The organism is Jiella endophytica (genome assembly GCF_004519335.1).
Lineage (GTDB): Bacteria > Pseudomonadota > Alphaproteobacteria > Rhizobiales > Rhizobiaceae > Jiella > Jiella endophytica.
The window spans coordinates 259,079-279,475 of sequence record NZ_SOZD01000006.1 but is presented as its reverse complement, the minus strand read 5'-3'; the positions used below and the strand labels follow the sequence as shown (position 1 = coordinate 279,475).

Here is a 20,397-nt window from a genome sequence, read left to right as displayed (position 1 = left end):
GCGGCCGGGGGTGTTCTCTGTCCCACCCTTAAGCTCGGCCTTCGGCCTCGCTGGCGGGTCCCTGTCGCCCCCCCCGCGAAGGGCTCGGGCGGCGGTGCACCGGAGGCAAGCCCTCCGTGGTAGTCACACGTTTCCGGCTCGCCTCCGGCGCACCGCGCGGCTCTTTTCCTGCCTCCATGGACCGTCGCCCGCCTGATCGACGGGGTCCGGTGGCGGCTGGCTCTTCACCCGCCAGTGCCTTTTCAGCACGGCGACCTCAAGCGGACCGATCCGCGCCCGCGCCGTATTACGCGAGGGACCAGCGGCACCAGGAGGCCGTCCGGGACGCCCGCCCTCCGGAAGGGCGAACGGCGCGGAGACCGCATCGCCGGCCCGCAGACGCTCCCGGTGAGCGCCCGTGCCCGGTTCCCGTCGACTGGATGGGGTGGACCGGCGATGGGGGAAGTATGGGGCGGCACTGTGGGGTGGGGATAAGAATTTTTGCGGCAGCGAGGAAAATCAGCAGCTTATGGCTGGAAGGACGCGGCGCTTATCCCCGCGGTGCGTTCATCGCGCCGGCGATCCGGGAGCAGGTCTCACCGATCGGCCTCAATTGGCCTTTTCCCGGGTCTATGGCTCTCCAACCGAGCGCATCGAGGGATCGAGGTCTTTTGAAAATCGAGCCTCGCACCGATGAGAAACGCGCCGACGGCTATTCCGGCTGCTTGTGGATCGGGTCGACCCAATAGACCGCCTCCGGCTTTTCGACCGGATCGACATCGGTGATGTTGACCACCACCGCCTCGTTGTCGGAGCGCACCAGCACGCATTCGAGCGGCGCAGACGGATCGGCGTTGATCTCCTGATGCGGCACGAAGGGCGGCACGAAGATGAAGTCCCCGGGCTCGGCCTCGGCGGTAAATTCCAGCCGCTCGCCCCAGCGCATGCGGGCCTTGCCGCGGAGCACGAAGATGACGCTTTCGAGTTCGCCGTGATGGTGCACGCCGGTCTTGGCGTCCGGCTCGATCGTCACCGTCCCGGCCCAGATTTTTTGCGCGCCGACGCGGGCATGGTTGATCGCCGCCTGGCGGAACATGCCCGGGGTCTGGGCGGTGTTGGAATCCAGCCTGTCGCCCTTGATGACGCGCACGCCGTCGTGCTTCCAGCGGGGTTGTTCTGCGTGGCTGTGGTCGGTCATCGTTGCGTCCTCATCGCTGTGTCGTGGGGAGATGGTAGCGGCAGACGGTCGCGGGGCAAAGCGGCGAGAAAGGCTGAGAGTGGCAAGACAGGCAACACGGCCACCTGCTTTCGCAAGGGCTTTTTGTCGGAGACCCGCCGCGACCCCGGCCCGATGGGGCGGAGCCGTCGCAACGCCCCCATTCACGGTTTGTCAGGTCTCCAAGAAACGCCTATTTTCTGCGGGGAACGAGAGCGTAGAGCCATGTCCGTCGTGACGATCAGCGAGCGAAAGATGCGAGAGGCAAGCCGCCGCTCGGCCGCTGCCGCGCGCGTTGCTGCTCGGCTGCGGGACTATGCCCGGCGGGAAGGCGGCCGCTTCGTGCTGTTCGGTTCGGCAGCGCGCGGGACCATGGACCACAAGAGCGACTTGGACGTTCTCGTCGACTTTCCGATCGCGCGGGAACACGAAGCCTTCGCTTATCTGGAGGAGGCGTGTCGCCTGGAAGGGCTCGACCTCGATGCTCTGACCTTCCGTACGATGTCGACAGACTTTTTGGAGCGCAACGCAAGGGATCTGCAGGTGCTCGCGTGAGCGATGCCCGGTTCATCGACGTCGAAGACGACCTTGCGGTCGCCATCCGGCACTTTCGGATGGCCGCCCTGCTTTACGACGAAGGCGGCTTCGAACGCAGCGACGTTGCAGGCTACCGCGCCTCGATGGCGTTGATGCATGCGCTGCAGTCGGGGCACACCTCCGTCGAGGCCGCGCTGGTCAAGGCTCTCGACATACTGGGCGAAGACCCGCCGCAGGGCGGCGACTGGCATGCCACCATCATCCGGCGGCTTTCGCGGGAACGTCGCGACGAGTTCGCACGCCCGGCGGTGGAGCCGGCAGGGCGGCTGGCGGTCAGGCTCAAAGGGGACTGTTGAGCGGTTGAAGGCGATCGATGAATGAGACGGTTCCTGTGACGGAGCGGTGAGTACTAATCTCGAATTTTTGACGATGGCGGGGCCTCAAACTGACAGAATTCTATCGGCTAATCCAGATTTCTAATGTTTTTTCCGGTACAGAGGAGACGCGAACGGCTTTAATTTCATTTTTTGCTAGATTAGAGGACTGAACCGCCTTCGCGAGTATTTCCGCTGGCAATGGATCGCCGGAGTATCTAATTTCGGATAAGCCGGCCGCCTTTGCTGTTCGTTCCCCTCCGCCTGCAACTCCTTCGACGTTCCAACCCTGTTCTTTGAGCTTGCGCATCAGCTCTCGGATACTGTCGCGGGTGAGGGTGCCGGCGAACTGCATGGAGACGGTGTATTCCGACGGCCGCACTGCTTTTGGCGGCGAAGGCAAAGTGTCGCTAGGCGCCGGAAAAGTTGATGCATTATTGGGAGTTTCCGAAGATTGTACGTTTGATACAGTCTGGGAATCGACGGTCTCTTTACAGTCGAGCCAAAAATAAACGACACATGATAATTGTTGTCGCGCTGTTGTCGAGAGCGGCGCCCCCCGCAGTGCTATGTATGATAAAACCCATAGAATAAGTAAAATAGTAAAGAACCAGCATATAACACTCATGATAATTTTACTATTTATTATTTGCGTCGCAATAGCTAGAAACAGCCCTACGCCTAAAATATAAAATACAGGAGCTATATTGCTTTGAAAATCGATTCCAAACGCAGAAACAAGCGCAACAGCGGCGAAGCAGGCGATACCCCCGAATACAATCGCAGCCGAAGCCGGGTTGGTTCGAGCCCAATGCTTTAAAAATACTAACGGTGAAGCGCCATCTGTACCACTGATCTCGTCTTTCTTATTCATGTGCGCCTCGGTGCGTGGGGACGCAATATTTCCGACGCGTAACGTCGGAGATATCTTTAGCAAATTCTGTCGCCAGAATGATTCTACGTGGACCATTCTAACGCAACGTAGTTTAGCACAGTTATCTTTAACGTAAACCGTTATATGAATTCGTCTGGTATAATCGTCTAAGTGAGCCTGAACGTCCGTCTGGACTAGTCTGTTTCATCCGAGCAGCAAATCCAAGGCGCCTCCCCGAGCATTTACGGACCACTGCGATCGTATCAAGCACTATCCAGCCGATAAAATCGGTGGAGCAATTTGAAAACTTCGTGTGGAAAGAGCGAGCGTGCCGGCCGTCCCTTGCGGAACGGCCTGTCCCGCGACACATAGTCCCTCGCAGTCGCGTTCACCGCTCACCCGAAATCAACCACTTGCCTCGCGGTCGCGCCACATAATCGGCCGCAGGTGACAAATGAAGTCATCGCAGGGGCGCCCCGGAGATAGGATGGAGCGTCGACCATAGCGATGTGGTTCTGAGTGTAGCCGCCATCGCGCAGATGGTGGGTACCTCACAGGCGCCCGCCACGAAAGGGGTTCGGAGAGCGAGGGAATACGTCTACTCTTCCAATTTCGATCAGCATTGCGCGGTCTCCGGAATTGTTCCAGACAGGCCGCCTAAGCCCCCAATGAAACCTATGTATCTTTTTGCCACCTTTATCATATACAATATCATTACCTACGCCAGTACGAAGAGAAATCAAATCTCCCTTCCTTACCTCGTGATCAGGGAAAAAATAGGTGTGCCTGAGTTTATCGGATACAGCACCACTATCTTCGTATGTGGTGTCCGTGACTAAATAAGAAAATAAATTGCAATCATCCTTTGCGGTGAATATTATTCGCTCTTCGTCTATATTGCCGTTTTCGACAAGATTTTTGATAAATATTTTCATACTAGCTGCGCCACCGGGATACATCTGCCCTCCTTTCTTTAGTCTATTTTGTGTCAGGTTACGAACTTTTACGGGGGCCGTAGAAGGCGGGGTAAGTCGGCCTTGGGTTGTCAAAGAAGGATGCAAGCTCCTCCCTCCCTTCATCGAACAAGCGCTTTCCTTCGCCTGGCAGGATGGCCTTGGCAGTTTTGACGTCGTCCAGCGGGATCGGGTGAACCTGATCCGGAATATCCAAGCGGCAGAAGCGCTCGGGTCCAACGAGCAGTTTGGCCTGACCGTCGGCGTTCTGGCTGCTCAGTTCCATCGCGACGTTGACGATGTCGCGCCAATCCCACTGGCCGCCGCGAGAGATCTGCTTTTCGGACATTCTCAGTTCGCCTGAGCCGCAGCCGAGGGAGAGGATCCGGACCTTATGTCTGTCGAGGTCGTAGCAGGTGAGGGCATCGACGAGCGCAAGCATCACCGGGTTGTTCGCCCAGACGCCGCCATCGGCGTAGACCTGCGTGCCGATCCGGTGAGGCGGTAGATACGTCGGCGCTGCCGACGTCGCCAATGCTACGTCCACCATCCGCTTCTGCCAGTCGATCTGGAAGTCCCCATGGTGAGGGGTCTTCAAGACGTTGACCTTGGTATGCGCGTCGAAGGTCGGTATCACGAGCCGTCGTTTGCTCTCGCCGTAAAGCTGGCTGCCGAACGTGCGCTCAAGCTGCCGTGTCAGTGCTTGTGCGTCGTAGCGCACACCGCTCACGTTTCGCCCGAACTTCCACCAGTCCCCGACGACCTTCTGGACGCCCTTTCTCTCGGGTTCCGGCGGAAAAATCTCTTCTCCATGATCGGTGTAGAGCTTCAGGATGTCGCCGGCCGTTTCGCCCTTGCCCAATCCGAGTGCAATGATGCCGCCGGTAGAGGTGCCTGCGATCATGTCGAAGTAGTCGCCGGCGGACTCACCGCGAAGGAAATGTCGCTCGCACAGGTCAAGGATAGTCGCGGGCAGAATGCCCCGGATGCCGCCTCCGTCGATCGAGAGGATCCTGAACTCTTCAGCTTCCCAGGGCTGCTGTGGACGCCGCGAGCGCCGCGAACCTGTCGAGCGAACTCCTTGGGGTATCGGGGCCAGTTCCCGGCTCGAGTTTGTAGTTTGGCTCACCCGTTCGCTCCTGTCCTGCATGTCGCCCCAGCCCCAACCATTTGCCCGTCGCCAACCAGCCCTCGTAGGACTGAAGCCAGTTCAGGGTGAACGGGATAGTGGTGGTCGATAGCGGGTCGCTGAGGGTCCATTCGCGTGCATCGGCATCGAAGACACAAAGGAACGGGCCTGGTCGTGCCGCCCGCGGATGCTCCCAGTAGACGTGGGGTAGCGCGCCTTCCGCACTGCCATTCCGCCTCTGGAGTCGAGGCGAAAGAACCTCGACGAGAGGCTGCAATCTCAGGAGACATTGGTATTCGATCACCGGTGGCACTGTGTGCTCGACCCGGACGCGGTAGGTCGTGTTGTAGGGCGTCAATTCACCGACCCAAAAAGCGGTCCGCTCGGCTATGCGGGTCATCTGCCACTCCGGCAGACAAGCGGCCATATCCTCTATCTGTCGTTCAATGGTCATCATCGGGAATGACGCCGCCCATGCTGGTGTTGGCTCGTGCGGGGGTGATGAGACCGGACGCGGCTGCGCCTCCGATGATGGCCGGGGTCGAAGGCCGAGGGTGTCTAGGGGACGTCGGCCGCGCCGGAACGGCAGGCGAGACCGGCCTTCCATCGTGCGTCATCTTGGAGTTGCCACTCAGCACGGCCGCGTTGTGAACCCTGTAATGCTCCTCGAGAACACGGTCGGCGATGTCCTCTCCGAAGAGGTCGTCGAAGGTCTTTTTCACCGAAACAGGATCGAAGCCCTTCGCCTTCAGGAGACGAAGGCTGTTCACGAGGTGGATCAGGTCCGCTGCCCAGAGACGCTGAGCATGGCGATCCTCCGGCCAGCGATCGGTGAAGATATCCTCCTCGTGCGCAGGATTGCGAACCTCAAGCTTCCTGCCAGCGAGGTCTGCCGCCACGATCGCGTTCCGGATCGTCTCGGCCACCGCGATCAGTTCATCCGTCAATGTCGGCGCAATAGGCGTGGCCTCGAGCGCCAGTGCCGCCATCACCACAGAAGGAGGCTTCCGTTGCCCTCTGTGATCGTCATGCTTCCTGTACCGCTTGTCTCGGAACCGCTTCAAAATCTGCAACGCGACCACGCGGGGAGCTTTCTGATCGAGAGGCAGAAAATCCGGCATCGGCTGGGTCTCGGCCTTCTCCGTCAGCACCTCGCTCGGTGCGTTCAGATCCCGAACCAGTTGCTCGGCATAGGTAGCGCCTTCGACGATGAAGCGGCGGGTATCGAACCTCTTGGCGAATTCGGCACTGATTTCGACAACTTCGTTGAAGTGGTTGGCAAACCCCTTCGGATTGACCTGCTTCCGGTAGCTCTCTCCCTTCTCCTCGTTATGATGGAAGAGATTGGCGACGCGCTCGGGCGTGTTCGGCAGCCGAACCACCGGCATGAGATCGACCGTTACGCCATCGGTATAGTGGACCGTGATGCAACGGCTGTTTCGCTCAACCTCCCGGCCGCGGTAGCCGCCGCCCGACTCACCCACGATTGCCTTCTCAAGAGCGTCGAGAACCGTCGCAGGGTCGGCATCTTGCGCGACCAGGATCTCCAGGACCGCGTCGACATCATGCTGCTCCCGCTTGATGTCCGAGCGGATGGCTGCATGGATCGCGAAGCTTCCCGACGGGTAGACTTCTTTGACCTCGTCCTGGAGCGGGCTTCCCTCTCGGTCGACATATTCCGCGAGAGACTCATATCGGCGTGTAGCCTCACGATGCATTGTCGGCGTCAATTGGATGGACCTGGCCAAGTCCATGAGAGCCGCCTCTACAGGGTCGATGGCAAGGCTCTCGTCGATATTCGCGCGGATATTCATGACACCTCCCAAGCCTCACCGGTTGTTTGCCCGATGTAGTAACGGCAGGTCTTCGGTGCAATCCTTGGTTAGCGAGATATTAACGCTGACGTAACGAGGGCGGCCGGATCCTCAGCAGCGATCGCTTGGTGTCGGGAGGTCATGCCGATCGTAGAAGCAGACATCCACGATCCTCGGATCGAAGCACGGCCGCAGCGCCGCCCGCTGGACGAACTGCATCGTATGCCGAAAATGCTCCCCGCGCTCTCGGGCGAGCGTGAACAGGGAGACGTACCGCGCCTGGAACGCCTCGATGTCGGCCGGCCGCACCAAAAGCACGTCGCACTTGTTCACGGGATCCTTGGCGATGAACGAGGGCAGGGCGCCGATCCGGATCAGCGCCGCGACCACCTCGGGTCGGGTCTTCATGATCTTCGCGGCCTTGTAGGCGGCCAAGCCGCCGTGATCCTCGCCTGATAGGCGCTGGCGGACCTCGGCAAGGTCGAGCAGAAGCGCACCGTAGTCGCGCCGGCCGGCAAGGCGGCCCTTCCAGGTCAGCCGCCCCGACAGGATCAGGTCGATCATCTGCGGAACCGTGGACAACGTGCGGTGCCGGGCCTCGTAGATGTCGACCATGCCGTCCGCCGGCGCGTCGACCTCGACGGCGCCGGCGAACAGGCGGTCCATGAAGGCGTCCGCCGCTGCCCGGGTGAACCGGAACTCGCCGATGCCGTAGCGCTTGTCCTTGCCGTAGAACGGCTCGATGTAGGTCTCGATCACGATCTTGCCGTGGACGCGCGACATCTGCAGGTATTCGGCGAGGGCATTTCGCGAGAAGGTTTCCGACGCCGGCGGAAACCGCGCCTCGAAGGCGGCGCGCTCGAACACGACGCGCTCGTCCATGAGGCCGTCCGTCTCCGGTCCGATCATCTCGAACAGGCGCAGCACCTTGCGGAGAGTCTTCGGATGCCAGCCGCTCATCTCCGAGGCGGATCGGATCGAGAGGAGGCGGCTTTCGACCTTCCGGCCGACGGCGACGCCGGCATGGTGGTGCGGCATGGTCTCGGCGACGAACTCCGCGATGATCTCGCGGATCGGCTCGACCTCCGGGCCGGACTCGCGCGGGAGAAAGCAGTCGTGAAGGCGCCCGAGCATAGGCCGCAGACCCCAGTTCGCGTCCGGATCGGCGAGGGCGTCGTCGACCAGCATGCGCATGATGCGTCGCAGGCCGTCGGCGCCGTCCTTGAGGACTTCAAAGCCCTCCGCGCGAGCGAGATGCAGATCCGCTGGCGGCCTGCCATGACGAACGGCGGCCGGGCCTTCGGTCAGCGTCATGCCGACGATTTCCATGAGCCGGTCTGCGACATGGTAGGGCAGACCGTCGAGAAACGGCGCGGTGTGTCCGCCGCCGAAGACGCGGCCGGCCAGATACGTCTCCGCGCCCACCGGCACCCGCCGTTCCGGCGCGCGAGCGTCCTGGAGGATCGCCGGCAGGTTCGTTTCGATGCAGTAGGCGAACTCTACGCCGCCGATCGTCGCGGCGGGCTCGTATTCGCGAAGAGCCACCTCGTGCTCGCGGCAGGTCGATAGCGCCTCGATCGCCCACGGCAGCCGGCCATGCGTTCGCAGCGTCGGAGATCCCGACCTGGAGGCGACGTCTTCGGCCACGCAGACGGGGCAGACGCGGAACCGCCTGCGCGCGAGGTTGCTCTTGCGCACGAGTTCGCGCCCGATGCGGTACGTCCGGCCGTCCATGACGATGCCGGTGGCGGCGGACAGCGGCTCGACGCCGGCGAGCGCGGCAAGGAGGGAGAGCGCGGCCGGATTGCCGTTGCCGATGTCGAAGACGCGAAAGCCCCAGCGGGTGACGAGGTGCTCGAGAGAGGACGCCCCGTTCGCCCAGGCGAGACGGGAGGCGTAGCTCCAGGGCGTCTCGTCGTGACGGGGACGGGGGCGCCGCGGAAGAAGGCCGGGTGTCATTGTTCCTGCGCCTTCGGAGCGCGGCCGCGCTTGCGCGACACCTGGCGCCGCTTGGGAGAGGCGTAGAACTCTTCCTCGTCCCGCGCGATCAGGATCGCCGTCTGCGGGTCGTCCGGCCAGACCGCCATCTCCGGCCAGTCGGAGACCAGGAAGACGTTCTGCTCGTCGGCGCACAGGGTCAGCAGCCGGACCGCTTCCGCGAAATGCCCGGGCTCGAGCGTCTCGTCGCGCAGGAGCAATGCCTCGTTCGCGGCGAGCGAGGCCAGAATGCCGAAGCGACCCAACTGGCCCGTGGACGCATGGACGAGGCGCTCGACGAAGTCCCCCTGCGTCGCCGTCCGGTCGGCGAGGCCTGCCGTCCTCGCCACCTCGGCGACGTAGTCGATCAGCTTCCGCCGATCACGGGCGATATCGAGCGGCGGCACCTCGAAGAAGTTGTCGCGGCGCATGACCTGCGGATTGCCGAACCGGCCGGCGATGAACCCCTGGATCTTCGGCAAGCCCGAGAACACCAGCGAGACCGGGTTGTCCGTCTGCTGCGAGATGTTCTTCAGCGTGTCGACGACCTCTTCGGCGTCGATCAGGTCGGCTTCCGCGACGTGCTGGAACTCGTCGACGTGGACGATCAGCGTCCCGCACTCGACGAGCAGCCGGCGCACCATCGCCCAGGCCCGCACCCGCGTCAGATCCGCGACGCCCGGGAAGTTCTCCTGCCGCATCCCGAGAGCCTGCAGCATGATGATGGCGAACTCCCGGGATTCGCACGGCCGCGGCGCGCGAATTGTGATGAGGGGGCGGACCGTGCCCTCGTCGTCCTCGAAGGTCCGCAGCCCTTCGAAGGAGGAGAAGACGCGATCGCACAGGCGCGTCTTTCCCGCGCCCGACGGCCCCAGCACCGCCAGAAAGTTGCCTTCCTCGCGTCGCTCGCCGTCGGGGCCCGTCGCCAGGACGTGCGCGATGAGCGCCTTCAGTCGCATCGAGAGCGCCTTCTCGCGCCGCGCCATCGGCAGGTGAAGGGTCTTCAACCGCTCGATCTTCCGGCGGTATTCGGCGAAGGCGGGGTCTTCGCGCTCCGTCACTTCGGCAAGACGCGCGAGACTTCGCTGGACGGCGCTCGATGGCGGCATGGCTGAATCCTTTCTCAGTCGTCGAGGTCGGCGGCGCTACGCCGGGCGACCGAGGGAATGGGTGGTTCTTCCGTTTGCTCCCGCGCCGGCAGTGCAGCGGGCGCCGGCGGGTCGACCGGAACGGCAGCCGTCCGGGGGGCGATACGTCCGGACATCGCGCTCTGCCGCCGCTTTGCTGCCCGGCGTGCCCGGCCTTCGGGATCCGGCCCCTCGAGATTCGCCGAGACCGCCCGTGCTTCCTCCGGCACGATGTCCGCGCCGGACGAGCGAAGACGGGCCTCCCAGCGATCGAAGTGCTCCTCGATCTGCTTACGGGCCCGCTCCAGATCCTTAGGGCTCGGGCAGGGGTCGCCGACGCCGCTCCGCAGCCGCGCCTCTTCGGCGAGCGCCTCGAGGTCGGCATGCGCCGCGAGCCTGGCGGCACGATCGCGGGCGAGCGCCGCCTCTTCGAGCGCGTCCGGCCTGTCGTAGTTGCGGATGTGCTCCATGACGTCGACGAACGTCTCTCCGGCCGTCTTCGGGTCGTAGGGCTGCGAGGGCGTCGCCGGCGCCGGGCCGTAACCCGTGCGCTGCGCCGTCACCCAACCCTCCGGCGTGCGGACGGCGATGGCCGACAGCGCGTAGGGATTGACCCGGATCTCGACGGTCCGCTCTTCCTGCCCGGCTTCCCGGCTATGATCGGCCAGCATCCGCGCGAGCGGGCGCGCATGGTAGTAGCCGTTCATGTAGCGGATGCCCGTCTTCTGCAGGATGCGCTGGAACGGCACGCCGAAGATGACCCGCTGCAGCGTTGCCTCCGGCGGCGTCCGGATCCGGTGGTGCCGCGTCTCCGTACGCCACACCGACATCGGCGTGCGTCCGCGCAGCCCCGAATGGGCTTCGTTGTGGTAGACGTCGCAGATCCACCGCACGAGCGCGCCCTCGAACTCGGCCGCCGTCAGGCTGGCCAGGTCTTCGGCTTCGTAATCGCCTCGGTCGACGACGTGCGCGAAGGTCCGGCCCGTGAAGTAGCCCATCAGGCTGCTCGCGGTCGTGCCGAAGAACCGCTCGATGCGCGGGCGCAACTGCGGGGTCCCGGCGGGCGGCTTGAGGTGGGTCACTCCCATGTCGTCGAGCGCGGCCCGGAATTCACCAGAGATGAAGGCGGCGCCCTTGTCGGTGAACACGGCTTCGGGCTTTCCGCAGATGCGCCAGTGCGACGCCGCACCCGTCGCCCGGGCGGCCGGCGTCTTGTCCACGAGGACATGATGAAGGCATGTCAGCGCGCTGCGGTGAGACGGCGGCTCCGCATGGACGTGGACGCCTGCGATGCACCGCGTCCGGCAGTCGATCGCCACCGTCGCCCAAAGGCGGATCCGCGCGATCTCCTTCCGCTGCTCCTCGGTGAGCGTCATCCAGCGGCGCGACTGCACCATCAGGGACATCAGGTTGACGCGGCATTCGTCCATCTCGATGCGTTCGAACGGTGCCGACGCCTCGACGCCTCCGAGAACCGGGCTCATCCTGCGCATCGCCATCGCTCGCCCGTGGCGCCCGAACAGGACGTCGAGCACCGGCAGCTTCTCGACCCGCCGCTGGATCGTCCGCAGCGAAGGCTTCTCCGGCGGAATCGTCATCCTGCGCTCGGCGACCAGCCGGTCGATCTCCTGGCATATCGTCAGATGGATCATGGGACAGTTCGGACGGGTGTCGGACGCGAAGGTCGGGACGAACTGCGCGATCACGTCCTCGACGAGATCGTTCAGCGTCCTGCCATGCCGGCCCGACCGGCAGCGCCCGTCCCGAAGCGCCATGATGTCCTGATCCCTCAGAAACGCGAGGCTCCACTTGCGAAGCTGGTAGACGGACGGGCTCGGCAGACCGACCCCGGTTTCGGCTTCGTCTTCGCCCAGGGCGAGACGCTCCTCCTGAATGATCTTGATCCCACGCGCGATGCCGGCGTCGGAGCGGCTGGCGCGCTTGGCCTCGCAGAGCAGGACGAAGGCTTCGACCCATCGCCGGCGATGAAGCAGCACGGCCCGATCCGCCGGCTCCAGGTCGAAGAGCGACGTCGCGCCCAGACGGCGGGCGTTCTGCTGGCTGAGGGTGAAATACCCCGCGTCGACGACGATCGTGCCGGCGAACAGGCCCTGCTCGAATTCCGCATGGGAGATCTCGCGCGGGTTTCTCAGTTGGCCGAGCGGAGCGAGGACCTGATGATCCTCGGTCGTCGCCTGGTGCCGGTAGAGATCGTCCCCGATGTGGATCCGATCATGCGCGTTGAGCCGGAAGATGATCGGCTCGGCGCCTCTGAAGTGAATATTCATGAGGGTTCCGTCCTTACTGCTCGGCGATGACGATCGCCGAGCAGATCTCGAGCAGGCGGCCGCCGACGAGGGCGATCTCCCGATTGCGCAGCAGCCGGGCGGCCGCAGCGAGGGCGCGGTTTCCGAGGCCGGCGCGGCGGCCGGCTTCCTCCACCGTGAGCGGACCGTCGGCGGTGCACAGGGCCTCGAACAGCCGGTCGTCGGCGTCGGGGTCCGGCTCGTCGAGGGCCTTCTTGGTCAAAACCGCGTTGGCCACCCGCCAGTCGGGCAGCATGTCCTCGTCGACGACCTGGAAGAATGCCCGCCGATCCTGCCGCTGCGCACGGAAGGCCGCGATGACCGCGTGGATCCCCGAACGCTCGTGCTTCGCCTTCGGCTTGACCGCGTCGTGGACGACGATCCCACTGCGCAGCGTCTTCACGAGGTCGAAGACGTGGCTCCGCAGCCGCCCCTCTTCGTCCCGGTAGCGGAGACGCTTCTGGATCGTCATCGAGACGACGTCGGGATCGGCCTCCGCGACCAGGAGGTTCTTGACCTCGAGGTTGCTCTCGGCGCCGTAGTTGAGCGCGCCGAGGCCCGCATAGGTGCCGGTCAGGGAAAAGCTCGACGCTCTCATCGTTTCGCGATCTCCGACGACCCGGCGCGGAGGGACTACCGGGTGTGATTAGTCGCCGCGTCCGATGCGTCCTCGGCCCCGTTCGCTCCGCCGTGCGCCGAAAGGGCGAAGGGGGAGAAGGCGGTGTCGCGGTCGCAGCAGAGACGGCTGGACGGTCCGGATTGGGATTGAGACATGGATTTCACTGCCGACCTCCTAAGGTTGTGGGTTAAGACACGGTTTCCCTGTTCCCGGACCGCGATGCGGACCGGGCTGAGGGCGCGAGTTGAGGACGCGACGGGGCGGACGACGGCGGCGCGGATGATGGCGCCGGCCGCGGTCAGCGGGCCGTCAGGCTGCGTTCGAGTTCGCGGATGTGCTGGAGGCGGCGCAAAGGCCGGGCACGCGGAAAGGCTGGGATGGCCAGGCGCGAGCGGTCGTCACGTGTCGTGAAGAGGGGCTGCCCTCAGACCGTCTGAACTTCGGCCACCCGGACAGCGCTCTTCACGCGGCGGACGATCCGCAGGCGCTTGAGCATCATGTTGGTCAGGGTGGTCACGAAGCGGGATTCCTTTGATCCAAGGGTCTGCATGGGACTGTTCCAAGGCTAGGCCGGAGGCACTGCCGGTTGCAATCTATTTTTCCAGTGTCGGGGCGTCGAACCACCGAGGTGGTGAACCGAACGTCAACGACGAGAACAGACTGAGAACAATCTCTTCGGGCGTCAAGCCCCGGGAATCGGATTCCTCTCGCAGCCCATGGTCGTCTCTTGCGACGACACCGTCCGGTCTGGCAGCCTGCGACGGTCTGATGATTCCATACGGTTCGACGATGAAATCCATCGCTCTCGCTATCTCGCTCCTGGCAATTCCTTGCGGTGCGCGAGCCGCATCCGTGGTCGCCGACGGGCACGAGTACGACGTCACCTGCACGGCGGACGGCTATCGTCTGGCGTCGAAGTATCCGGTAAGCCGTATGGTGGGGACCGGCGCGGGGAGCCATCTCGTCGAAGGTCGGGAAATCCTTTACCTCGGCCGCTCCTGCGACGCCTACACCAAGGTGTTCGGCTACGGCTCGTGGTGCTGGGCCAATGGCGGCTTCTTCGCCAAGTTCGATCGGCACCACTTCGGATTCCCGCGGCAGGAACTCGCCTGCTTGCCTGAACCGTCCTTCCAGTCGAACTGCGGCTGCTGACCCGGATCAGTCGGTTTCGGCCACCGGCTCGCGACTGTCATATTCCAGCGTCTTCAGGAAAGCTTCGAGGTCGCGGATCTCGTCGTCGGCGAGATAGACCCCGCTGATCGGCTCGCTCGACCACGCTTTCAGGCGCTCGTAGAAGTCGGCGCGCTGCACGCCGGTCATCGAGCGCGGGTCGTAGATCGCCAGCGGGTCGACATGGGCGCGGATGGCGTCGCCGAGATCGGCGATGGCGCCGGAATGGGAGTAGGGCGCAGTCTTCGTGACGTTGTAGAGCGGCGGCGTGCGGAACCGGTAGAGGTCGGCCGGGTCCATGGTGACGTTGTACCGGCCGTAGTCGATCCCGAATCCGTTCTTGCCGAAGCCGGCCTGCGGGAACGGGACGGCGTGGAAGGACATGTCGCTGAAGTACGGGCCGTCGTGGCAGGCCGAGCAATGGGCCTTGCCATAGAACAGGAGGCCGCCCGCGATCTCCTGCGGGCTCAGCGGTCCGCCGTCGAAGACGAACCGGTGCAGCCGGGTCGTGCCTATCGCGAAATTCTGTCGGATGAAGGCCGCGATCGCTTCGGCCATGTCCTTGAAGTCGAGCTTCTCGACCGGTTTGGCGGTCGCCGCGGCCAGAGGATCCGCCAGTGAGGAAAGGGAGCGGACGCGCTCCGCAAGGGCATCGAAGACTTTCGCGGCCGATCCGACGCTCTCGCCTTCGAGCGTGCTGTGCTCGGCGGTGTCGGCGACCATCTCGTCGATCTCGACCGGCGGAAGGTGGACGGCGACGACGAGGGGGTCCTGCGAAGGCTCCCGGCCGGCGAACTGGCTGAGGATGGTGCCGGACGAGCCGTCGACCTTTCCGTCCCAGAAGAAGGTCGTGAAGCCTTTCCCGCCTCGTCCCCAGAACGGCAGCGTGTTGCGCGGGATGACCGCGCCGCCGCTCCGCATCCGGGCCGTTCCTTGGCCTGTCGAGCCGACCCCCATGGCGTTCGGGAGGCCGTCCGACGAGCCGAAGCGGTCGAGATGGCAGGACGCGCAGGCGGTCTCGTGGTCGAGCGAGAGCGATTTCGACTGGAAGAGAAGTCTGCCGGCCTCCGCCATTCCGCTATCGACGCGGACGTGCGTTTCCGCAGCCGGCGTCAGTCCGGCATCGATCGCGCTCTTGCGGAGAACCTTCTCGCGGAGCCCTTCGCCCGAAGACGGGGTGACGGATCCTGCCAGAAGCGCGAGAAGAACGGCGCTAGTAGCGGATTTCATGGATGCGGACGACGTCCTGGAGAGTGTCGGCGCGTTCCTCGACGGCGCGCAGGCTCATCTCGCTGATTTCGTTTTCGGTGAGGCCCCACCGGATCAGCCGTTTGCGCATCAGGTCGTAATCCTGACATGCGAGCAGCCCGACCTCCATCGCCTCTTCGTCGCGCACCGCATCCTCCGAAGGGTGCGTGACGAGTTTCTGCTTGGCGATCATCTGCGATCGCATGGCGTGGTCGCAGCGATAGGTGAGTTCTCCGAACTCCGCCTGGTTCGCGTCCATAACGCCGGCCTTCCACAACGGAGCGCCGACGTTTGCTGCCGCCACGCCGAGCGCGAAGGCGACAGCCGGAACGATGACCTTACTGAGCCTGGACGCCAAGCGCATCGAGTACCTCGGGCGTCACCGTGCCGGTGACCTTGAGACCGTAGTCCGACTGCATCTTGGAGAGGGCCACCCGCGTGTTCGGCCCCACGACGCCGTCGATCGACGAGGTGTAGTAACCGTAGGTGTAGAGAGCCGTCTGCACCTGCATGACGATCTTCTTGAACTTCTCGGAATTGCCAGGGAGCACCTTCGGAGCGACCGAGGACGAACTCGGAAGAATCGAGGAGTTCGGCACGCTGTCGAGATTGCGGGTGACGGAGGCGCGATCGCTGAGACGCACGATGCCGGCGTCGGTCGTTACGGACCAGTCCGAGTCGTTGATGGACAGGACCGTTCCCAGACCGGAGATCTCCGCGCCGACGACAGCTTCGGATGTCTCGCTCGTGGCGGTGGATTTCTTGTGCAGCCACGCCGTCTGCCGGATGACGCCGACGACTTCCCAATCCGACGGATCGTCCAGGCCCGAGCCCGATCCGTCGAGAAATTGGACGCTGCCGCCGGATGTCGACGAGCCCACGTCGGGCACGGATGTGGTGCGGGGCACGTAAGACGGAGTGCTGGGCGGCGTGTAGCTCCGTGCCGGCGGCGTGTAGCTCGGTCTGCTGTAGCTGTAGCCGCCACCGGACGAGGATCGATGGCTCGAATGCGAGGCATGGGACGCGTGGCTCGAATGCGAGCGATGCCCGGCGAGGATGTACTTGTGCTGCAGCCGGAACCGCTCGAACAGCGTCGGCTTCGGATCCGGCTTCGCCAGGAGCGAGCCCGGCACGATGGCCGAAGCCTTGTTCGGAAACATTCCCGCCGCGATCAGCGACGGGATCATGAATAGCCTCTTCATAACGGTGCGACCCCCGAAAATCCCCGATCGTCAGGATACCACTCGAAGAAGCCGCTACAAGCCCCACGAGCGCTACAGGTTGTACACGCATCGAGGTAGCGCTGCTTCCAGTCGGAAATCGTGCGCGGAGCGAGCGAGCGGTACGCGGCCGGCACCGTACAGAGCGGGAAGTTGTAAAGGAGCGCCTGGATGCCTCTCGCCCGCACCAGATCGGTCGCCTCGGCGATCGGCGCGAAGGCGTCCGGCGCAGAGGTGTCGAGAAAGAGGTCGTTCCAGTTTTTCCGGCCGTAGCCGATGTTCTCGAGTTGCATGAGCGCCCACACCGAGATGAAGGGGAGGCGGGTCGTGACGAGGCGGGCGAGCGCGACGAGATCCGGCGCGTTCGGCTTCATCACCACCGTCCGCAGTTCGATGGCCGCGCCGGCGCGGGCGAGGATAGCGAAGGATCTCATGAGACGGTCGAACGCGCCGGGCTTCACGACGATTTCGTCGTGCCGGGCGGGAACGTGCGAGTAGAGCGGAATGCCCCAGAGAACCCGGTCGTGCGGGATCGAGGCCAGCGTTTCGACGTCGCTTTCCTCGAAGTGCTGCCCGTTCGTCAGGATATGGAACCGGACGTCCGGCCTCGCCTCGATCGCGTCGAGGAGAAAGCGGAAGAGGTCCTCCTTGAACAGCGTCGGCTCGCCGCCGGACAGGCCGATATAGACGTCCCGCGGCGCGAGCCTCACGGCCTCCCGGAAATGCGGGAACATGTCGACGTGGTGCCGCTTCGGCGGCTGGGAGCACATCAGGCACAACTGGTCGCAGCGCTCGGTGACGAGCAGCGTGTTGTGCGGCGAGGCGGCGCGGATCAGGCGATGCGCCGACGCCTGCCCCGGAAGGACGAGGATGACGTCGTCTTCCACGTCTTCGATCGGCGCATCGTGAAGCCGCAGCGGGAATCCGGCGAGGTCGAATTCGGAGACCGGTCCGTCCGCACCCAGGAACACGGCGTCGAACGGGCCGGCATCCGGGGCGTCGGCAGCGCGCAGGCGCGTGACGATCGGCTCGTCGACGGGGAGGGGATCCACCTTGAAGCGAAGCGGGATCATGCGTGCTCCGGCGCGATCGAGTAGGGAAGGTCCGGAACTCCGGCCCAGATCGCGAGCGAGCGGCGGACCTTCGGATCTCGCGAGTAGAGAAGCTCGAAGACGAGATCGAACATGAAGGTATGCCGGCGGCAGAAGTCGGTATGGATCTTCGGGCCGTCGATCCGGCCTTCCCGCGCGATGTCGTCCACGAGGTCGACGCCGCAGAAGGCCTGATACGGGCAATGCAGGCAGTCCGGATCGAAGAGGTTGGTGGCGTGCGCGTTCAACGCGTCGAGCTTCGAGGTGTCCAGCCCGGAAAAGATGTCGCCGACGGACAGGTCGATCTGGCCGATGCGTGTCATCATGCGCGCTTCGTCCGTCGGGTAGAAGCGCCCGTCATGATCGAGGACGAGATAGTCGCGGCCGAGGAAGTTCGGGTTCCTCAGGTCCACGTGTCCGTCCTGCCCGGTCCGCAGCACGCGGCGAAGGCAGTGCACGAGGTAGTATTCCTCGAAGGTCTCGCCGCCCTCGGCGTTCCGCTCGATCATCAGGTCGACGAACTCGCGGTAGATCGCGTTCCAGCGATCCATGACGTTCAATGCCGCGTGGCGTTTGCGGGCGAAACCCTGGTAGTTGATCGGCCGCAGGTAGATCGACCGGATCCCGTAGCGCGCATAGGTGTCCAGTACCGATGCGGCCGGCGGCGGCGCCTCGACGTCGATCGTCGGAAGCGCCGATATACGCCCGGGCCCCAGCCTCTCCAGCGCGAGATCGAGGTTAGAGAAGAACTCCTCGGTCTTGTCGTCGGTGATGGTCCGCTGGGCGCGATGGGTCGCGACGTTGCCGTCGATCGACGTGCTGACGAAGGTGTCGGGCGCGTCGATGAAGGCCCACTCCGCCGCGCCGAGGCGCTGCAGATTGGTGCAGACCACGAATTCGGCGCTCTTGAAGCGTCGCCGGCAGAACGCCCGCACGCGCTCGAGGAGGTCGACCCGCAGGAGCGGCTCGCCACCCTGGAACTCGACCTTGATGCTCTCGGTCTTCAGCCCGTCGAGGAAGGCGATCACCGCCTTCAGCGTCTCCTCCGTCCAGTCGTGACCCCGGGCGCGCTCGTCGGCCCGTGAGACCTGGCAGTAGGAGCAGGCGAGATTGCAGCGGAGCGTCGGGACGAGGATGACGTAGGCGAGATCGCCGGCGGCGGCCTGACGCGACGCCCATCGATAGGCGAAGCCCGTGTGATCGAGATCGCCCTCTGTCTCGAAAGCATGGCCGTTCGCCGAGAGGAACTCCCGGTCCGACCCGGTCAATGCTCCGAGCGCGTAACGGTCGAGGAAGGCGCCGTCCGAACGAAAGAATCCTCCGGCGTCGTCGGCGAACAGGATCGCGCCGTCATGCGTCGGCCGGAATTTCAGGGGCCAGACGTTCATCGCGACAAGAGCCCCTCGATGAGCCGGGTACGCAGGTCTTCGCCTCGGTCGCTGATGCGCTCCCGGTACAGCGCGTGAAGGACGTCCCGGCGCATCGTCGGTGCATCGCCGATGGCCCCTTCGACCACGATCACGTGGTCGCGGACGTTGAAGGTCGCGCGAGGATGGAGGTAGCCAAGCCTGGTGACCGCGGCACCGGCGAAGTCGGAGAGCGCGGGTTCGATCTCGACTTCCATCGCCGCCGAATTTTCGGCATCCAAATCGGCTTTGCGGTCTGCCATGCGGAGCGGTCCCATCTGCCGGCGGAGCGCGTGGGTCCAGCGGCGAATCAATCAGCTTGTACGCTTGATGATTGCATATGGACGGCCCGCTCGGCATCCTTGCCGGTACGAAGCGGAGTCGGAGCAGGAAATGACTGGCAGGGTGTTGCGCGCATGTCTGATGACGGTTGCTCTTCAGGCGGTGCTGGCGGCGACAGGGGCTGCCCGGGCGACGGACATCTCCGCGACCTTCTTCGGGCACCGGCTTGAGATTCAGCAGGGTGACGACGGGCGGACGCTGCGCATCGACGACGTCGATCTGCTCAAGAACTGGTATCTCGGGATAGACGAGGTCGCGATAGTCGGCGGGATTCCCGTCATCATCGGGACCTCTTCGAACGGCGGAAACGCTTGTGCGGGAGCGCCGTTCGTCGTCTCCTTTCCGGAGATTGGGAGGCCGCGGATCGATGGCCCTCTCGACACATGCTGGGGAACCGACCACCGGCTGACGAAGAACGGCGTGGAGTTCTTCTCGTCACCGGTCCCGGGCCGGGACGGAGAACGATGGGAGTGGACGCTAGCGGACGCCTTCACCAAGGAGGCATCGACGCCTTTCCAGCCAGATCGAGCGAAGGGATGGGCGCAACTGCGCGAGCGCACGGCGACCCATCCGAGCGACATCCTCGACTACGGTGAAATCGCAACGCGGATCTATCAGTTGCTCGGTCCGGACAAGGATCGCGTGGTCTCCATCCTGACCGGCGTCGGCACCGCGTCGTTCGACGGCGACTGGTTCATAGGCCAGGCCTGCCTCCCCCATTCGTGCGGGATCGAGGAAGGGATCGTCGTCGCGTCTCTCGCCGACAAGGACGTGTTCCTCGCATGGAAACCGGAAGACCAACGGATCGTCGTCCGGCCTCCGGTCGCGCAATGGCCGGATCGCGCGAAATCGGCGCTGCGGGATTGGGCGAAGAAATGGAAATGACTGCCTGATCCCGCCACTCGCTTACCGCGTGTCCCGATGCTATATGCGGGGCATGACCTACGAGACGAGAAAGCCCGTCGTGATGAAGAAGACGCCGCAGCGCTGACGCTGCCGGCGATCGCCATCACGC

The 20,397-nt window shown here is 64.1% G+C and carries 20 protein-coding genes; 4 read left to right on the top strand and 16 right to left on the bottom strand.

The genetic code is table 11. The annotated features are described in order from the left end of the window. Positions 1-691: 691 nt before the first annotated feature. A complete protein-coding gene (locus E3C22_RS19640) occupies positions 692-1,177 on the bottom strand; it encodes a cupin domain-containing protein (protein WP_134763559.1) in 486 nt (161 codons plus the stop codon). A gap of 243 nt (positions 1,178-1,420) precedes the next feature. Here E3C22_RS19640 and E3C22_RS19635 point away from each other — a divergent pair, with 243 nt between their 5' ends. After that, positions 1,421-1,750 (top strand): nucleotidyltransferase family protein, encoded by a 330-nt coding sequence (locus E3C22_RS19635; protein WP_167591835.1) that lies wholly within the window; start codon positions 1,421-1,423, stop codon positions 1,748-1,750. Next, entirely contained in the window at positions 1,747-2,088 is a 342-nt protein-coding gene (locus E3C22_RS19630) for a ribonuclease toxin HepT-like protein (protein WP_134763557.1), read from the top strand. Before E3C22_RS19635 ends, E3C22_RS19630 begins: the two co-directional genes overlap by 4 nt. Positions 2,089-2,188: 100 nt before the next feature. Here the strand turns inward: E3C22_RS19630 and E3C22_RS19625 are convergent, their stop codons facing one another. From E3C22_RS19625 to E3C22_RS19585, 9 genes are all read right to left on the bottom strand, one after another. Continuing rightward, the gene (locus tag E3C22_RS19625) at positions 2,189-2,980 is read right to left on the bottom strand and encodes a hypothetical protein (RefSeq protein WP_134763556.1); all 792 of its coding nucleotides are present in this window, start codon (positions 2,978-2,980) and stop codon (positions 2,189-2,191) included. A gap of 551 nt (positions 2,981-3,531) precedes the next feature. After that, entirely contained in the window at positions 3,532-3,939 is a 408-nt protein-coding gene (locus E3C22_RS19620; protein WP_134763555.1) for a hypothetical protein, read from the bottom strand. A 34-nt stretch (positions 3,940-3,973) separates the two neighbouring features. Next, positions 3,974-5,062: a CBASS cGAMP-activated phospholipase gene (locus E3C22_RS19615; RefSeq protein ID WP_167591834.1), complete on the bottom strand. Its 1,089-nt coding sequence runs from the start codon at positions 5,060-5,062 to the stop codon at positions 3,974-3,976. Beyond that, positions 4,956-5,519, bottom strand: coding sequence for a type II CBASS E2 protein (locus tag E3C22_RS19610; protein ID WP_206026995.1), 564 nt, complete (start codon positions 5,517-5,519; stop codon positions 4,956-4,958). The genes E3C22_RS19615 and E3C22_RS19610 overlap by 107 nt, the downstream gene beginning before the upstream one ends. After that, positions 5,506-6,876 carry a nucleotidyltransferase domain-containing protein gene (locus E3C22_RS19605; protein ID WP_134763553.1) on the bottom strand — a complete coding sequence of 457 codons (1,371 nt, stop codon included), beginning with the start codon at positions 6,874-6,876 and terminating at the stop codon, positions 5,506-5,508. Before E3C22_RS19605 ends, E3C22_RS19610 begins: the two co-directional genes overlap by 14 nt. 111 nt (positions 6,877-6,987) lie before the next feature. After that, positions 6,988-8,835 (bottom strand): TniQ family protein, encoded by a 1,848-nt coding sequence (locus E3C22_RS19600; RefSeq protein WP_134763552.1) that lies wholly within the window; start codon positions 8,833-8,835, stop codon positions 6,988-6,990. Further along, entirely contained in the window at positions 8,832-9,962 is a 1,131-nt protein-coding gene (locus tag E3C22_RS19595) for an ATP-binding protein (protein ID WP_134763551.1), read from the bottom strand. The genes E3C22_RS19600 and E3C22_RS19595 overlap by 4 nt, the downstream gene beginning before the upstream one ends. Before the next feature lie 14 nt (positions 9,963-9,976). Beyond that, positions 9,977-12,268 (bottom strand): DDE-type integrase/transposase/recombinase, encoded by a 2,292-nt coding sequence (locus E3C22_RS19590; protein ID WP_134763550.1) that lies wholly within the window; start codon positions 12,266-12,268, stop codon positions 9,977-9,979. 13 nt (positions 12,269-12,281) lie between these two features. Further along, complete coding sequence (locus E3C22_RS19585) at positions 12,282-12,884, bottom strand: hypothetical protein (protein ID WP_134763549.1); 603 nt, start codon at positions 12,882-12,884, stop codon at positions 12,282-12,284. A 789-nt stretch (positions 12,885-13,673) separates the two neighbouring features. Between E3C22_RS19585 and E3C22_RS19580 the strand changes: the two genes are divergently transcribed. Continuing rightward, the gene (locus tag E3C22_RS19580) at positions 13,674-14,057 is read left to right on the top strand and encodes a hypothetical protein (RefSeq protein ID WP_134763548.1); all 384 of its coding nucleotides are present in this window, start codon (positions 13,674-13,676) and stop codon (positions 14,055-14,057) included. 6 nt (positions 14,058-14,063) lie between these two features. Here E3C22_RS19580 and E3C22_RS19575 read toward each other — a convergent pair whose 3' ends face one another. The 6 genes from E3C22_RS19575 to E3C22_RS19550 are packed head-to-tail and all read right to left on the bottom strand — an operon-like array spanning position 14,064 to position 19,303. Further along, entirely contained in the window at positions 14,064-15,305 is a 1,242-nt protein-coding gene (locus tag E3C22_RS19575; protein ID WP_206026990.1) for a His-Xaa-Ser system-associated MauG-like protein, read from the bottom strand. After that, positions 15,289-15,687: a TIGR03982 family His-Xaa-Ser system protein gene (locus E3C22_RS19570; protein ID WP_134763547.1), complete on the bottom strand. Its 399-nt coding sequence runs from the start codon at positions 15,685-15,687 to the stop codon at positions 15,289-15,291. Before E3C22_RS19570 ends, E3C22_RS19575 begins: the two co-directional genes overlap by 17 nt. Further along, positions 15,662-16,510, bottom strand: coding sequence for a peptidoglycan-binding protein (locus E3C22_RS19565; protein ID WP_134763546.1), 849 nt, complete (start codon positions 16,508-16,510; stop codon positions 15,662-15,664). The genes E3C22_RS19570 and E3C22_RS19565 overlap by 26 nt, the downstream gene beginning before the upstream one ends. An 11-nt stretch (positions 16,511-16,521) precedes the next feature. Beyond that, on the bottom strand, positions 16,522-17,616 hold the full coding sequence (gene hxsC / locus E3C22_RS19560; RefSeq protein ID WP_134763545.1) for a His-Xaa-Ser system radical SAM maturase HxsC: 1,095 nt from the start codon (positions 17,614-17,616) through the stop codon (positions 16,522-16,524). Further along, positions 17,613-19,022, bottom strand: a complete 1,410-nt coding sequence (gene hxsB, locus E3C22_RS19555; RefSeq protein WP_134763544.1) for a His-Xaa-Ser system radical SAM maturase HxsB — start codon at positions 19,020-19,022, stop codon at positions 17,613-17,615. The genes hxsC and hxsB overlap by 4 nt, the downstream gene beginning before the upstream one ends. Further along, a complete protein-coding gene (locus tag E3C22_RS19550; protein ID WP_134763543.1) occupies positions 19,019-19,303 on the bottom strand; it encodes a hypothetical protein in 285 nt (94 codons plus the stop codon). Before E3C22_RS19550 ends, hxsB begins: the two co-directional genes overlap by 4 nt. Before the next feature lie 160 nt (positions 19,304-19,463). On the opposite strand from E3C22_RS19550, the gene E3C22_RS19545 reads away from it, so the two are divergent. Then, positions 19,464-20,267, top strand: a complete 804-nt coding sequence (locus E3C22_RS19545; RefSeq protein ID WP_134763542.1) for a hypothetical protein — start codon at positions 19,464-19,466, stop codon at positions 20,265-20,267. Positions 20,268-20,397: the final 130 nt, after the last annotated feature.